Source organism: Streptomyces sp. R-74717 (assembly GCF_047305335.1).
Lineage (GTDB): Bacteria > Actinomycetota > Actinomycetes > Streptomycetales > Streptomycetaceae > Streptomyces > Streptomyces atratus.
In genome coordinates this window covers 4,492,361-4,506,312 of sequence record NZ_CP102361.1, presented here as the reverse complement: position 1 = coordinate 4,506,312, position 13,952 = coordinate 4,492,361, and the positions used below count along the sequence as shown (strand labels likewise).

General features: G+C 71.7%; 11 protein-coding genes. 3 read left to right on the top strand and 8 right to left on the bottom strand.

Translation table 11 applies throughout. From position 1 onward, the window contains the following. Nucleotides 1–4 precede the first annotated feature (4 nt). Together murQ and NRF20_RS20415 are read right to left on the bottom strand one after the other, a co-directional pair. Complete coding sequence (gene murQ, locus NRF20_RS20420) at nt 5–970, bottom strand: N-acetylmuramic acid 6-phosphate etherase (RefSeq protein WP_413753024.1); 966 nt, start codon at nt 968–970, stop codon at nt 5–7. A 78-nt stretch (nt 971–1,048) separates the two neighbouring features. Further along, entirely contained in the window at nt 1,049–1,966 is a 918-nt protein-coding gene (locus NRF20_RS20415) for a MurR/RpiR family transcriptional regulator (protein ID WP_114245853.1), read from the bottom strand. A 133-nt stretch (nt 1,967–2,099) separates the two neighbouring features. Here NRF20_RS20415 and NRF20_RS20410 point away from each other — a divergent pair, with 133 nt between their 5' ends. Further along, the gene (locus tag NRF20_RS20410) at nt 2,100–2,468 is read left to right on the top strand and encodes a hypothetical protein (RefSeq protein WP_413753023.1); all 369 of its coding nucleotides are present in this window, start codon (nt 2,100–2,102) and stop codon (nt 2,466–2,468) included. Then, complete coding sequence (locus tag NRF20_RS20405; protein ID WP_398630138.1) at nt 2,465–2,740, top strand: DUF4031 domain-containing protein; 276 nt, start codon at nt 2,465–2,467, stop codon at nt 2,738–2,740. The genes NRF20_RS20410 and NRF20_RS20405 overlap by 4 nt, the downstream gene beginning before the upstream one ends. Before the next feature lie 121 nt (nt 2,741–2,861). Here NRF20_RS20405 and NRF20_RS20400 read toward each other — a convergent pair whose 3' ends face one another. The 5 genes from NRF20_RS20400 to NRF20_RS20380 form a co-directional block, all read right to left on the bottom strand. Then, entirely contained in the window at nt 2,862–4,094 is a 1,233-nt protein-coding gene (locus NRF20_RS20400) for a Cmx/CmrA family chloramphenicol efflux MFS transporter (protein WP_398630139.1), read from the bottom strand. 123 nt (nt 4,095–4,217) lie between these two features. Next, nucleotides 4,218–4,901: a hypothetical protein gene (locus NRF20_RS20395; RefSeq protein ID WP_398630140.1), complete on the bottom strand. Its 684-nt coding sequence runs from the start codon at nt 4,899–4,901 to the stop codon at nt 4,218–4,220. An 84-nt stretch (nt 4,902–4,985) separates the two neighbouring features. Beyond that, nucleotides 4,986–7,706, bottom strand: coding sequence for an FxSxx-COOH system tetratricopeptide repeat protein (gene fxsT, locus NRF20_RS20390; protein WP_413753022.1), 2,721 nt, complete (start codon nt 7,704–7,706; stop codon nt 4,986–4,988). Continuing rightward, nucleotides 7,703–8,107, bottom strand: a complete 405-nt coding sequence (locus tag NRF20_RS20385) for a hypothetical protein (RefSeq protein WP_398630142.1) — start codon at nt 8,105–8,107, stop codon at nt 7,703–7,705. The genes fxsT and NRF20_RS20385 overlap by 4 nt, the downstream gene beginning before the upstream one ends. A 185-nt stretch (nt 8,108–8,292) precedes the next feature. After that, the gene (locus tag NRF20_RS20380) at nt 8,293–10,575 is read right to left on the bottom strand and encodes a heavy metal translocating P-type ATPase (protein ID WP_413753021.1); all 2,283 of its coding nucleotides are present in this window, start codon (nt 10,573–10,575) and stop codon (nt 8,293–8,295) included. A gap of 257 nt (nt 10,576–10,832) precedes the next feature. Between NRF20_RS20380 and NRF20_RS20375 the strand changes: the two genes are divergently transcribed. Next, nucleotides 10,833–11,522 (top strand): copper homeostasis protein CutC, encoded by a 690-nt coding sequence (locus NRF20_RS20375; RefSeq protein WP_413753020.1) that lies wholly within the window; start codon nt 10,833–10,835, stop codon nt 11,520–11,522. 255 nt (nt 11,523–11,777) lie between these two features. Here NRF20_RS20375 and NRF20_RS20370 read toward each other — a convergent pair whose 3' ends face one another. After that, on the bottom strand, nt 11,778–13,850 hold the full coding sequence (locus tag NRF20_RS20370) for a HelD family protein (RefSeq protein ID WP_398630145.1): 2,073 nt from the start codon (nt 13,848–13,850) through the stop codon (nt 11,778–11,780). Nucleotides 13,851–13,952 lie beyond the last annotated feature (102 nt).

The following is a 13,952-nucleotide window of genomic DNA, read 5'->3' as shown; positions in this document are numbered from 1 at the left end:
TGGGTCAGGTGGTGCGGGGGGCGGCGGCGAGGGCGGCGCGGAGGTGGCCGTCGGATGCGGTCAGCAGGGTGGCGGCGGTGGGGCCGTCGACCTGGCCGAGGATGGTGAGAATGGCGTTCTTCACCTCGCCGTCGGTCGCGGCGAGGGCGGCCTCGATCTCCTCGTCGGACGCTCCGGTGGCGAGCGAGACGATGCGGCGGGAGCGGGCGCGCAGCTTCTCGTTGGAGGCGCGGACGTCGACCATGAGGTTTCCGTACGTCTTGCCGAGCCTGATCATCGTGATCGTCGAGAGCATGTTGAGGACGAGCTTCTGGGCCGTACCCGCCTTGAGCCGGGTGGAGCCGGTGAGCAGCTCCGGACCGACGACGATCTCGATGCCGTGCTCGGCCGCGGCGCCCAGTGCGGAGTCCGCGTTGCAGGACAGCCCGATGGTCAGTGCGCCCTTGCCGCGGGCGTGCTCGACGGCGCCGATCGCGTACGGGGTACGGCCGGAGGCGGAGATGCCGACCACGGTGTCGTCGGCGGTGAGGTCCAGGGCGTCGAGGTCGGCGGCGGCCAGTTCCTTGCTGTCCTCGGCGCCTTCGACGGCCTGCACCATGGCGGACGGGCCGCCCGCGATCAGGCCGATGACCTCGGAGGGGTCGGTGTTGAAGGTGGGCGGGCACTCGCTGGCGTCCAGCACGCCGAGCCGGCCGGCGGTGCCCGCGCCCGCGTAGATCAGCCGGCCGCCGCGGGCCATGCGCTCCGCGGTGCCGTCGATCGCTGCGGCGATCTCGGGCAGCCGGGCACCGACGGCGGCCGGGACGGACCGGTCCTCGCCGTTCATGATCCGGGCTATCTCAAGCGTGTCCAGGCGGTCGATCTCGGCGAGCTCGGGCCGGAACGCCTCGGTGGTGAGCGTTTCGAGCTGGGCTCGCAGTTCCCCGTATCCGTCGGGGGTGGTGGTGTCGGCGTCGGTGGTGGAGGTCATGGAGAGCGGCTCTGCTTTCTCGATCTCGTACGGTTCAGCGGGTGCGGGCGGTGAGGGCCGGTTCGGTTCGGGTCGGGGTCAGCGCGGGCGTGGGGTGTGGCGGTGGGCCAGCGCCTCGTAGGAGGCGGCGAGTGCCGGTGCGGCCGTTTCGTACGTGCGCTGCGCGACACCTATGAACAGGCAGTCGACGACGAGCAGCTGGCTCGTACGGCTCGACATGGCGGCGGGCCGCAGCTCGCTCTCCCGGGCGGTGGACGTGGTCAGTACGTGGTCGGCGTACTGCGTCACGGGGCCGTCGGGGCGGCCGGTGATCGCGATCGTCGTCGCACCGCGGTCGAAGGCGACCCGCAGCGGCTCGATGACATCGACGGTGGAGCCGGAGTGCGTGATCGCGATGGCCACGTCGCCGGAGCGGAGCTGCACGGCGTTGGTCACCGCGAGGTGCGGGTCCGTGTGGGAGTGCGCGATCAGGCCGATACGGGCCAGCTTCTGCGCCAGGTCCTGGCCGACGAGGGACGAGGCGCCCACACCGTAGATGTCGATGCGCCGGGCGGTGGCTGCGGCGGCGACCGCGGCACCGAGCTGGACGGTGTCGAGCCCCGCGGCCGTGTCGGCGAGGGTCTGCTGCTCGTCGTAGGCCAGCTTGGCGACCACATCGGCGATCGGGTCGTCGACCGCTATGTCGGCGGTGACGGAGGGAGCCCGGCCCGACTGCTGGTGCGCGGCGAGCCCGGCGAGGGCCAGGCGCAGGTCGCGATAGCCGGGGTAGCCGAGGAGGCGGGCCGTGCGGACCACGGTCGCCTCGCTGGTGCCGGTGAGCTCGGCGAGACCGGTGACCGTGAGGGCGGCGCAGCCTGCGGGGTCACCGGCGACGGCCTCGGCGACGCGCTGCATGGAGCGGGTCATGGACGGCGCGAGCGTGCGCACCTTGGCCGCGAGAGCCGCCGGGGCGGGCGGTGAATCAGCGCTGAAACTTTCCTTCAGGTCATTGGTCACCTTTGAAAGATATTTTCAACCGGGTTGCCCGTCAAGCCCCCTTTGGTCCCTGCCTCTGACAGCTCCTCCGTCAGCGCGGAAATGGTGGGGGCGGGCGGGAGAGGCGGGTTCGTGGGCGGGCGACAATGGGCCCATGGAGATGAACCCCCTGGAACAGGCGTTGCACACGGCCCGTGCGCTGGTCATGGCCGATCTCGCCGCAGGTGACGTCGCCGAGGCCGGGATCGTCTCGCTGGTCGAGGACGCGGTGACCCACCGCCGGTGGTGGGTCGAACAGTGGCCCGACGGTGCCTCGTTCGTCGTCGGCCTCGTCGCTCAGGACGTGCAGGACGCCTTGCTCGAACAGTACGGGCGGTGGCCGCTCTGCCCGGTCTGCGACGCGGGCGACCCGCACGCCCTGGACGTCGAACCGGAGCTGGGCCCGGACCCGCACTGGGTGTGCACCAAGGCCGCCGTGGCCGTCGCACCGGTCGGTTCGCTGAGCGGGATACTGCGGCGGTGACCGTCTACATCGACCCGCCGGACTGGCCGGGACACGGGCGGTTCTGGTCGCACCTGGTCAGCGATGTGTCCTTCGAGGAGCTGCACGCCTTCGCGGCATCCATCGGCTGCCCGGCCCGCGCGTTCGAGCGCGACCACTACGACGTACCGGAATCGCGGTACGAGGACGCGGTACGGGCCGGGGCGAAGGAGATCGGCTCGAAGGAGCTCGTCCGCCGGATCACGGAGGCCGGTCTGCGGCGGCCCAAGGGGCGTCCGGCACCCGGGAGCTGAAGGGCCGCGCACGTCGGCAGCCACGGCCTGGACGAGTTGGACGGCAGCCGGGCCCGGATCAGTCGGGCGACGGGGGCACCCGCCCGCATGAGTCGGACGACACAGGCACCCGCCTGATCAGTCAGGCGGCGGAGACACCCGCCTCCGCTGCCTTCGCGGACGCCCCCGACGACGCAGCAGCCGGCGCCCCGGCCACCCGGCGCGACCTGCCCCCGCCCTGCAGCCGCAGTGAGAACACCACGGCCACCAGCGCCAGCACCGTCATCGCCGCCCCCGCCCACGCGGTCGCGGCGAAACCGAAGTCCGCGTCGATCACCGTGCCGCCCAGCCAGGGGCCGCCCGTGTTGCCCAGGTTGAACGCGGCCGTCGTCGTCGCACCGGCCAGCGTCGGAGCGGCGCCCGCGACATTGAACATCCGGGCGTTCAGTGCCGGGGCCGTGTAGAACGCCGACAGGCCCAGCAGGAACGAGAGCCCGACCGCGGCGACCTGGTTCGACGCGAACAGCGCCAGCGCGACGAGGAAGACCGTCGAGGCCGCGATACCGCTCATCAGCACCCCGAAGAGATGCGCGTCCGCGACCCGGCCGCCGATCGTCGTACCGACCAGCGCACCGATCCCGAACAGCGCGAGCACCGTCGGCACCCAGCCGGAGTCCAGCCCGGCGACATCCGTCAGCAGCGGGGCCAGATAGCTGAACGCGCAGAAGACACCGCCCGCCGCGAGCGCCGTGATCACGATCGACAGCCACACCTGCCGGTCCCGGTAGATGCTCATCTCCTGCTTGAGCCGCGGCTTCTGCTCCGGCAGCGGAATGCGCGGAATCAACGTCGTCACTCCGACCAGTGCCACGGCGGACGCCGCACCCACCGCCCAGAACGCCGACCGCCAGCCGAGGTCCTCACCGAGAAAGGCTCCCAGGGGCACGCCGAGCACATTGGCGATCGACAGACCGCCGATCATCACGGCCATCGCGCGGGCCCGCGCGTTCACCGGCACCATCGCGATGGCGACCGCCGCTCCCACCGCCCAGAATCCGGCGCAGGCGAAGGCGCTCACGACACGGGACGCGAAGAGCACCTCGTACGTCGGGGCCAGCGCACCCGCGACCTGACCGAGGCCGAAGACGGAGATCAGGGCGATCAGTGTGGTGCGGCGCGGCAGCCGGAGCGTGGCCACGGCAAGCAGCGGGGCGCCGATCACCATGCCGATCGCGAAGGCGGATATGAGAAGTCCGGCGCGGGGGATGGACACGTTCATGTCGTCGGCGATGGGCGGCAACAGCCCGGAGAGCATGAACTCGCTCGTGCCCAAGGCAAAGACCGAGAGGCCCAAAATGTACACGGCGAGGGGCATGCGTGAGCGGCGAGCGGCAGAGTCGGGCATGACAGCTGCCAACAGCGACCACGGGCGTTACATTCCCAGTGCTCTCCCGCTGCCTTCCCGCCGCCGGCTTCCGGCCACCGCCCCACCGCACTCTCAGCGGCTGAGCAGCTCCAGCTCGGTCAGTAGGTTCTGCCGGGCCCGCGGTTCCCACCGGGCCACCCCGTGCGGCGTACGGAACAGTCGCGGCAGTCCGAGCAGCTGACGCAGCACCGTCGCCCGCCCCTCCCGGAACGCGTCGTCGGGCACGAAGCCGTACTCCTCGCGCACCTGCGCCGCGTAGGCCGCGTACTCTTTCGGGGCCGCCGCCAGGATGGCCAGATCCGCGTCGCACAGCACCTCGCCGTTGGCGTCACCGGCCACCGGGTCATGGGCGACGGTGAGACGTACGAGACGGGCGACCTCGGCCGTGACGTCGTCCGGCACGCCGGCCTCCGGCAGGGCACGTTCGGCGAGGGCGGCGCTGCGTTCCTCGTTCTCGGACCGGTCGGGCCGGTAGACCGCATCGTGGAACCAGGCGGCGAGGCGCACGGCATCCGCATCGGCCGCGTACCTGGCGAGCGTGTCGATGCGGTCGAGCACCGCGACCAGGTGCGCGGTGGTGTGGTACTGCCGCTGGGGCTCGGCCCAGCGTGCCAGGAGGTTGTCGGCGTACGGCTGCGGATCGGGTGCCGGCGCGCCGCCCCGGGCGCCGACGAGTGCCTCCTGCCAGCGGTCACGGAGAGAGGCGTCGGCACTGCCTGCCTCGTGGGCGCTGCTTCCGTGCGAGCTGTCGGTCATGGGACGACCCTAGACCTCCAAGGGGCCGGTGATCCCAGGCGGTGAAGGAGCGTGGGACGTGATGTTCGGCGCGCGTGGAGTCCGTCAGCCGCCGTTCAGGAGAACCCGCCTGGACGTGGCCCCGTCGAGCGGGGGCACCATCACGATCAACCCACGGCGCAGGCGCGCCAGGCCGGCCCGTACGGCACGTGATCGCGCATGGTCCGCGCCCAGCGCCCGCACGGAGTCGTGGAGCGCGCGCTCGCACACCGCGATCGCGCGCAGCAGGTCGCCCGCCGCGTCGTGGGCGAGCGCCAGATCGCGGCGGGCGGTGATGGTCCGGGGGTGGTCGTCGCCGAGGACGCGTACGCAGTCGGCGAGCGCGCGCTCCGACAGCTCGACCGAGCGGCCGGCGCGGGCGAGATTGCCCCGCGCGAGAAGTGTGTCCGGGTGGTCGTCGCCGAGGACGCGCTCCGAATCGGCGACGACCGACTCCCACAGCGCGGTCGCCCGCGCCGGGTCACCCGCGTCGAACAGGGCGCCGGCCAGATTGCTGCGGACGAGGAGGGTGTCGGGATGGTCGGCACCCAGCAGGCGCTCGGAGTCGTTGAGGACCGACTCCCACAGGGACCTGGCCTCCTCGCGGTCGCCTGCCTGCGACAGCGCGTCGGCCAGATTGCTGCGGACGAGGAGCGTGCGGGGGTGTTCGTGGCCGAGCACCCGCTCCGAGTCGGCCAGCGTGCGCTCGTACAGTTCGATGGCGCGGGGCAGGTCACCGGTGTCCTGCAGGGCGCCCGCCAGATTGTTGCGTGTGGTGAGGGTGTCGGGGTGGGTGGCGCCGAGAAGGTTTTCCCGGTCGGCGAGGGTGCGTTCGTACAGGGGGAGGGCGCGGGTCAGATCGCCGGCCGCCTCGTAGGCGGTGGCGAGATTGTTCCGGAAGAGGAGCGTGCGGGGGTGGTCCTGGCTCAGTACTCGCTCGGCGTCGGTGCGCGTGGCTTCGAAGAGGGGGATCGCGCGTCCGAGATCGCCCGCGTCGCGGTAGCCGCTCGCGAGATTGTTGCGGGAGATCAAGGTCTCCGGGTGGTCCCGGCCGAGGACCCGTTCCCGATCGGCCAGGGTGCGTTCGTACAGCGGTATCGACCGGTCGACGCGGCCCGAGTCTCGGTACGCGTTGGCGAGGTAGTTGCGGGTGGAGAGGGTGTCCGGGTGGTCGTCGCCGAGTACGCGCTCGCGGTCGGCGACGGTCCGTTCGTACAGGGGGATCGCCTGGCCGAGATCTCCGGCGGCGCGGTAGATGTTCCCCAGCTGGTTGCGGGTGGAGAGGGTGTCGGGGTCGTCGCTGCCCAGTACGCGCTCGCGGGCGGCGAGGGCTCGTTCGCTGTAGCGGGCGGCCTGGGGGACGTGGCCCTGGTCCAGCAGGAAGCGGGACGTCTCGTGGAGGACGACGGCGATGTCGGTGGTGTCCTCGTCGTGCGGCACCAGCTCGATGAAGGCTTCGATGTGCGGGCGAAGGCTTCGCCAGTCGGCCCACTGGGGGACAGCGATGGACGCGCCGCCGGATTCCCCCTCGGTCCCCCCGCCCGGCAGGCTGTCCAGCAGGATCCTTGCCGCCCGGTCTCTTGCCACCAAGATCGCCTCCTCAGTACGCAGTGGGTCGGCGGGGTCCGCCGTGCGGGCCACCGCCTGGACCAGGCGGTGGACGCGCAGGTTGGGTGGTGTCAGGGTGATCATGCTGTAGCCGGCCAGGAGCGCCAGCGCGTCGTCCACCGCCAGGAGATCGTCGTCGATTCTCGTGATGAGGTCCTGCGGCAGTCGGTCCGGAGCGAACCAGGCCAGGGTGCGAAGGATCTCCACGGCGAGCGGGTCCCGGTCGGCGATGACGCTGAGCGTCACGCGCCAGACGCGAGCGATGGTGCGCCGGTCGGTGCTGCCCGCGTAGGCCGTGGCGAACATGCGGGCCGGGTAGCGCCGCACTCGTTCCAGATACGCGGTGAAGGTGATGGCGTGGTTGTGGATATATGCGCCGGCCTGCTCCAGTGCGAGTGGCAAGTGGCCGAGTTCCATTGCCAGTTCGGCCACGGCCGGCTTCTCGCTCACGGCGTTGCGGCCGGCCGTGCGAGTCAGTAGCTCGGCGGCGTCGCTCGGGCTGAGCACATCGAGGCGGAGCGGCGCGGCCAGGTGGTGCCAGCCCGCCGTGCGGCGGCTGGTGATCAGATGGCGGCCGGTGTCGAGTTGGCTGATGACCGGCGCGAGGTGGCTCGGGTCGTCCGCGTTGTCGAACACCACGAGCCAGCCCGGATGCGTCTGGAACCAGGTGATCGCCCATTCGGCCAGCGCGTTGGTGGTGGCCGGGGTCGCGAGGTCGGGCAGCAGGCGGCTGGTGAGCGCCGCAAGCCCGGCCGTGATGGCGTCCGGATTGTCGGCGGTGATCCACCACACCGTCGTGTACTCGGCCCTGTACCGGTGGGCGTACTGCAACGTGAGGCTCGTCTTGCCGACGCCACCGAGGCCGACCAGGATCCGCGTGACCGGCTCGCTCTCCGCCGCCAGGGCCGTACCGAGCCTGATGACATCGTCGTCGCGGCCGACGAACAGGGCGCTGGGAGGGCGCGGCAGGTTGTGGTTGCGCTGACCACGGGGTCCCGCGACGGTCTGGGCCGGGGGGAGTTGGACGGCGGGGGCCGTGTAGATGGTGGCCCCGGGGCCTGTGCTGATGATCCCCGCGTTCGCGTCCACGGCGACGGCACGCTCGCCGGACGCCTCCCAGCGCGGGGAACCGATCTGTCCGGGGCCGTCGGGCGGCTGGACGGGGATCACGGCGCTCACCGCTGGATCTGGGCGTTGCTTCCGGTGCTGATGACCCCGGAGTTGTGCTGGACGGCGACCGAGCCGTCGCCCGAGGCCGTGAGGGACACCGAGGACTGGGAGAGCAGGCGCGCGATGTCCGCCGTGAGCTCGGCGTCGGCGAGCAGCGCCCTCTTGATCTGGACGCGGAGCATGGCCTGGAAGTCCTCGTCCTCGGGGGCTTCCGCCGCCTCCGCCACCGCTCGGTCCAGTTCGGCGGAGTCCTGCTGGTTCCCCCGGATACGTTGGAGGATGCGCCGGCCCAGGCTGACCGTGGCGTCCGCGCTCGCGTCGGTGGCGCGGGTCAGTACAGCAGTGCCGTAGGCGCCGACCGCCGCTGTGACGTACGGCGCGATCTCGCTAGCGACCGTCAGAGCATCCACGATTCCCCCAACTCGCCCACCACGGCGGGCTGCACGCGACCATGACGAATCCCATGATGCCAGCAGGGACCCCGCGCCCGCGCCGGGTCGTGTGGGTGCGAGGGGTGCGTCTGCGGCGGGCCCGTTCCCCTGTCCGCCCCAGTTCGGGAAGGGGCGGGCAGGGGAACGAGGCGCCCCCGCACCCGCTACGCCCCCGCCCTGAACCCCCGCAGCCGCAGCGAGTTGCCGACCACGAAGACCGACGAGAACGCCATCGCCGCGCCCGCGATCATCGGGTTGAGCAGCCCGGCCGCGGCGAGCGGCAGGGCGGCCACGTTGTAGGCGAAGGCCCAGAACAGGTTCGTACGGATGGTGCCCAGCGTCTTGCGGGAGAGCCGGATGGCGTCCGCCGCGGCCCGCAGGTCCCCGCGTACCAGCGTCAGGTCACCGGCCTCGATCGCGGCGTCCGTGCCCGTACCCATCGCCAGGCCCAGGTCGGCCTGGGCGAGGGCGGCCGCGTCGTTGACACCGTCACCGACCATGGCGACCGAACGGCCCTCGGCCTGAAGGCCCTTGACGACGTCGACCTTGTCCTCCGGCATGACCTCCGCGTACACCTTCTCGATCCCGACCTCGGCCGCGACCGCCTCGGCCACCGCCCGGTTGTCGCCGGTGAGCAGGATCGGGGTCAGACCGAGGGCACGCAGCCGCTCGACGGCCTCGGCGCTGGTGTCCTTCACCGCGTCGGCGATTTCGAGGACCGCCCGTGCCTCGCCGTCCCAGGCGACCGCGATGGCCGTCCGTCCGGCGGCCTCCGCCGCGGCCTTCTGCCGGGCCAGCTCCACCGGCAGGTGGATCTCCCACTCGGCGAGCAGCTGCTCACGGCCGACGAGGACGGCGTGGCCCTCGACGACGCCCTGTACACCGAGGCCCGCGACGTTGGCGAAGTCCTCGGGGGTGGGCAGGGCGGCACCGGTGCGCTCGGCGGCTCCGGCGGCGACGGCCTGGGCTATGGGGTGCTCGGAGGAGTGCTCCAGGGCGCCCGCGATCCGCAGCACATCGCTCTCGTCCGTACCGTCCGCCGTGTGCACGTCCAGCAGGGTCATCCGGCCGGTGGTGACCGTGCCGGTCTTGTCGAGGACGATCGTGTCTACGCGGCGCGTGGTCTCCAGGACCTCGGGGCCCTTGATCAGGATGCCGAGCTGGGCGCCGCGCCCCGTACCGACCATGAGGGCTGTGGGGGTGGCGAGGCCCAGGGCGCAGGGGCAGGCGATGATCAGTACGGCGACGGCGGCGGTGAACGCCGCGGTCAGGCCGGCGCCGTTGCCGAGCCAGAAACCGAGCGTGCCGAGCGCGAGGGCGATGACGACGGGGACGAAGACGGCGGAGATCCGGTCGGCGAGACGCTGGGCCGCGGCCTTGCCGTTCTGCGCGTCCTCGACGAGCTTCGCCATCCGGGCCAACTGGGTGTCGGCGCCGATGCGGGTGGCCTCGACGACGAGCCGGCCGCCCGCGTTGAGCGTGGCCCCGGTGACCGGGTCGCCGACGCCGACCTCCACGGGCACGGATTCGCCGGTGAGCATCGACGCGTCCACGGCCGATGCGCCTTCCACGACGGTGCCGTCGGTGGCGATCTTCTCGCCGGGGCGGACCAGGAACCGGTCCCCGACCTGGAGGTCGGTGGTCGGCAGGGTCACCTCATGGCCGCCGCGCAGCACGGTCACCTCCTTGGCCCCGAGTTCGAGCAGCGCCTTGAGGGCCGCGCCCGCCTTCCGCTTGGAGCGGGCCTCGAAGTAGCGCCCGGCCAGGATGAAGGCAGTGACTCCGGCTGCGGCCTCCAGATAGATGTTCCCGGCGCCGTCGCTGCGGCCGATGGTCAGCTCGAACGGGTGGGTCATGCCGACCATGCCCGCCGTACCGAAGAACAGCGCCCACACCGACCACAGGAACGCGGCCGAGGTGCCGACCGAGATCAGGGTGTCCATCGTTGCCGCGCCGTGCTTGGCGTTGGTCCAGGCGGCGCGGTGGAAGGGCCAGGCGGCGTACGTGACGACGGGGGCCGTCAGGGTCAGCGAGAGCCACTGCCAGTAGTCGAACTGGAGCGCCGGGACCATCGACATGGCGATCACCGGCACGGCGAGCACGACGGCGGTGAGCAGCCGCTGCCGCAGGGGCCGCAGCTCGTCGGCCTCTGCGGCCCCGGGGGCGTCGTCCTCGGTACGCACCGGGGGAGCGGGCTCGTGCGCGGTGTAGCCGGTCTTCTCGACGGTGGCGATCAGGTCCTGTACGGAGATGTCCTCGCCCCGGTAGCTGACCTTGGCCTTCTCGGTGGCGTAATTGACGGTGGCCTCGACGCCGTCCATCCGGTTGAGCTTCTTCTCGATACGGGCCGCGCAGGAGGCGCAGGTCATGCCGCCGATCGCGAGCTCGACCTCTGCGGTGGTGCCGACGGCTGTTCCGGTGCCGGTTGTGGCGGTGTGCGCGGACACGGTGTCCTCCCTGACGGAGACAGTTGATACCCCTAGGGGGTATGTATTGCTGATTCAGGTATACCCCCCACCCCTATAAAGCGCAAGGGTGATCCACCGTCGGGGTTTGGGGTGCGCGCGCCCGATCGCCTGATATGCGTCCGACCTCACGTATCTTCACGTCACATTGAGGCTGCACCCTCGGTCGGCCGCCCCGTAGGCTGGTCATTGGACTAGACCTATATATCCATCGCTGCTTCCTGGAGGATTGGGATCACATGAGCAACCGTGCAGTCCTGGAGGTGATCGCTCTCGACGCGGGGGACGCGGTCGCTGCCCAGGCGGGTGGTGCAGACCGGCTCGAGCTGGTCACCGACATGGCGGCGGACGGTCTGACCCCGTCCTGCGCGACCTTCGCGGAGATCCGGGCGGCGGTGGACATTCCGCTGCGGGTGATGCTCAGGCTGGCGGACGGCTTCGCGGCCGGTGACATCGATGTGCTCGTGGCCAGGGCGCACGAGCTGCGGGCGGAGGGCGCCGAGGAATTCGTCCTGGGCTTCCTGGATGCCGAGGGCCACCCGGACCTGGTCGCCGTCGAACGCCTCGTCGCCGAGCTGGACGGCTGCCCCTGGACCTTCCACCGCGCGATCGACCGGGCCGCCGACCGGGACGCCCTGCGCAAGCAGCTGGCGGACATGCCGGGCCTGGACACGTACCTCACCGCGGGTTCGCCCAAGGGCGTCGACGACGGCATCCCGACACTGCTGGTCGAGGCGGCGCGCAAGGGTGAGCCCGGCTACGAGCCGCAGATCCTGGTGGGCGGCGGGCTCCGCCTGGAGCACCTGCCGGAGCTGCTGTCCGCGGGCATCGACGCCGTACACATCGGCGGCGCCGCGCGCCCGCACGGCTGGTCGGGTCCGGTGGACGCGGCGGCGGTACGGGAGTGGCGGGCGGTGCTCGACGCGTAGCGGGGGCGGGCTGAGGCGGCCGCCGGGCCAAGGGTTCGGGTTCACCCGGCTGAACGGTTCCGTCCTCAGACGCCGGACGGGCCGGTTGCTGCCGGACGGGCTCGATTCCGCCCGGCGAAATCCGGCCTCGCCGACGTTCGAGGCGCGGGGTCCGGGGCGGATCCCCGGCTTCGGGAAGGCGCGGAGCAGGGGAACAGGCCCGCCGCAGGCGCACCTCCTGCCCTCAGGCGCTCCACCCGCCCGCGCCCCCGCCCCCTACAACAGCTCGTCCGGCATCCCCGCCGCATGCACCACCGTCAGCCCCGACACCGCACGCGTCAGCGCCACGTACAGCCGGCGCAGCCCCGTGCGCTCGTCCGGCTCGCCGTCCACCACCGCGGCCGGCTCGTCCAGTACCACGTAGTCGTACTCCAGGCCCTTCGCCAGCGACGCCGGCACCAGGGTCAGCCGGGACTCGGCGTTCGTCTCCTCACCGGGGGAGAGATACGCGTGGCCCGCCGCGGCCAGCGCATCGGCCAGCGCCGGAATCCGCGCATCGGCCGCGATCAGCCCGATCGACCCCTCCTGCCTCAACGACTCCTCGCACGCCGCCAGCACCGCCGCGTCCAGCTCCGCCGGATCGCCCACCTCCCGTACCTCCAGCGAACCCGGCGACTCACGCACCGACTCCACCGCCGCAAGGCCCGGAGAGATCACCGGCAGCAGCCGTGAGGCGTACGCGATGACCTCGCGCGGCACACGGAAGCCCGCCGTCAGCTCCTCCACCACCGCCTCCGACTTGCCCAGGTGGTGCAGCGCCTGCGCCCAGCTCTCCGTCGACCACGGCGTCGTGCCCTGCGCGAGGTCACCGAGAACCGTCGCCGAACCCGTCGTGCAGCGGCGGCCCACCGCCCGGTACTGCATGGGGGACAGGTCCTGCGCCTCGTCGAGCACGACATGGCCGAGCGAGTGCGTACGCGCCACCAGGTCGTTCGCCTCGTCGATCAGCACCGCGTCCGCCGCCGACCACTTCGCGGACCTCACGCTGCGGACCGGCCTGGTCCACAGGATCGTCTTCTGCTCGTCCTCGGTGAGCAGCCCCTCCGCGTGCGCGGCCAGGAACTCCGCGTCGACGAGCAGCCGCAGCACCAGCTTGGCCGGTTCGACGGCCGGCCAGATCGCCTTCACGGCCGCCTTCACGGCGGGGTTACGGGCCACCGCGTTCTGCACCCGGTCGTCGGGCGCCTCGCCGGCCTCCTCCATCCGGACCAGGACGGAGTGCGCGATGCGCTGCGGAAGCGCCTCATGGGCGGCCCCGTACCGCATGTCGCGGGCCAGCAGTTCGGTGACGATCTCCTCCAGCTCGTACGCCGGCACCCGCCAGCGGCGCGAACCGCGCACCACCATCACCGGCTCCGTCGGCAGCGTCACATGGGAACGGATCGCCCGCCGCAGCACCTCCGCCATCCTGGCGTCGCCCTTGACGACGGCGGCTGCCGCCGAGTCCGTGCCGCGCACCTCGATGTCCGCCGTCACCAGATCGTCGACGGTCGCCTGCTTCACCTCCAGCTCACCGAGGGCCGGGAGCACCTGCTCGATGTAGTGGAGGAAGGAACGGTTCGGCCCGATGACCAGCGTGCCGGTACGGGCCAGGCGCTCCCGGTGGGCGTAGAGGAGGTACGCGACACGGTGCAGGCCGACGGCCGTCTTACCGGTGCCGGGCCCTCCCTGCACGCAGACCGTCCCGCCGAGACCGCTACGGACGATCTCGTCCTGCTCCGGCTGGATCGTCGCGACGATGTCACGCATCGGACCGACACGCGGCCGCTCGATCTCCGCCTGGAGGAGCTTGCTGGTCTGCGCGGCCTCGGTGGGGTCGCTGAGGTGCTCGTCCTCGTACGCCGTCAGCTCACCGCCGGTGTAGCCGAAGCGGCGGCGCTGGCCGACATCCTGGGGATCCTTCTTGGAGGCCCGGTAGAACGGCTGCGAGACGGGGGCACGCCAGTCGATGACCATCGGGTCGCCGTCGGCGTCATGGACGTGGCGGCGCCCGATGTAGAACTGCTCTCCCTCGGCACCCTCCGCCTGTTCGGCACCGACCCGGTGCAGATAGTCCAGGCGGCCGAAGAAGAGCGGGGTGTGGGCGAGATCGGCGAGGGACTTGATGCGCTCGTCGATCTGGGCCTGCAGGACGGCCGCGTTGACCCAGTTCGCGGTGACATCGCGGATGTCGAGGGCCTGGGCGTCCTCGCGCATGGCGCGCAACGCGGAGCGGGACGCGGCGAGATGGGCGCGTTCACTAGCCAGGGGATCGGTGGTGGTGTCGCTTTCGTGTTCGTGCGCGGGCACGGTGTTGCCTCCGGCTTTTCAACGCAGGACGGCGGACCGCACCTCGCCCCCGGTTACGGCTCGGGGGTGACGCGGTCCGCTCGGGGGATCGATCACGGGGTA

Bases quoted from the DNA above. Each gene is read 5' to 3' on its own strand.
- murQ (WP_413753024.1), bottom strand. From the start codon at position 970: ATGACCTCCACCACCGACGCCGACACCACCACCCCCGACGGATACGGG.
- NRF20_RS20410 (WP_413753023.1), top strand. From the start codon at position 2,100: ATGGAGATGAACCCCCTGGAACAGGCGTTGCACACGGCCCGTGCGCTG.
- NRF20_RS20400 (WP_398630139.1), bottom strand. From the start codon at position 4,094: ATGCCCCTCGCCGTGTACATTTTGGGCCTCTCGGTCTTTGCCTTGGGC.
- NRF20_RS20395 (WP_398630140.1), bottom strand. From the start codon at position 4,901: ATGACCGACAGCTCGCACGGAAGCAGCGCCCACGAGGCAGGCAGTGCC.
- NRF20_RS20375 (WP_413753020.1), top strand. From the start codon at position 10,833: ATGAGCAACCGTGCAGTCCTGGAGGTGATCGCTCTCGACGCGGGGGAC.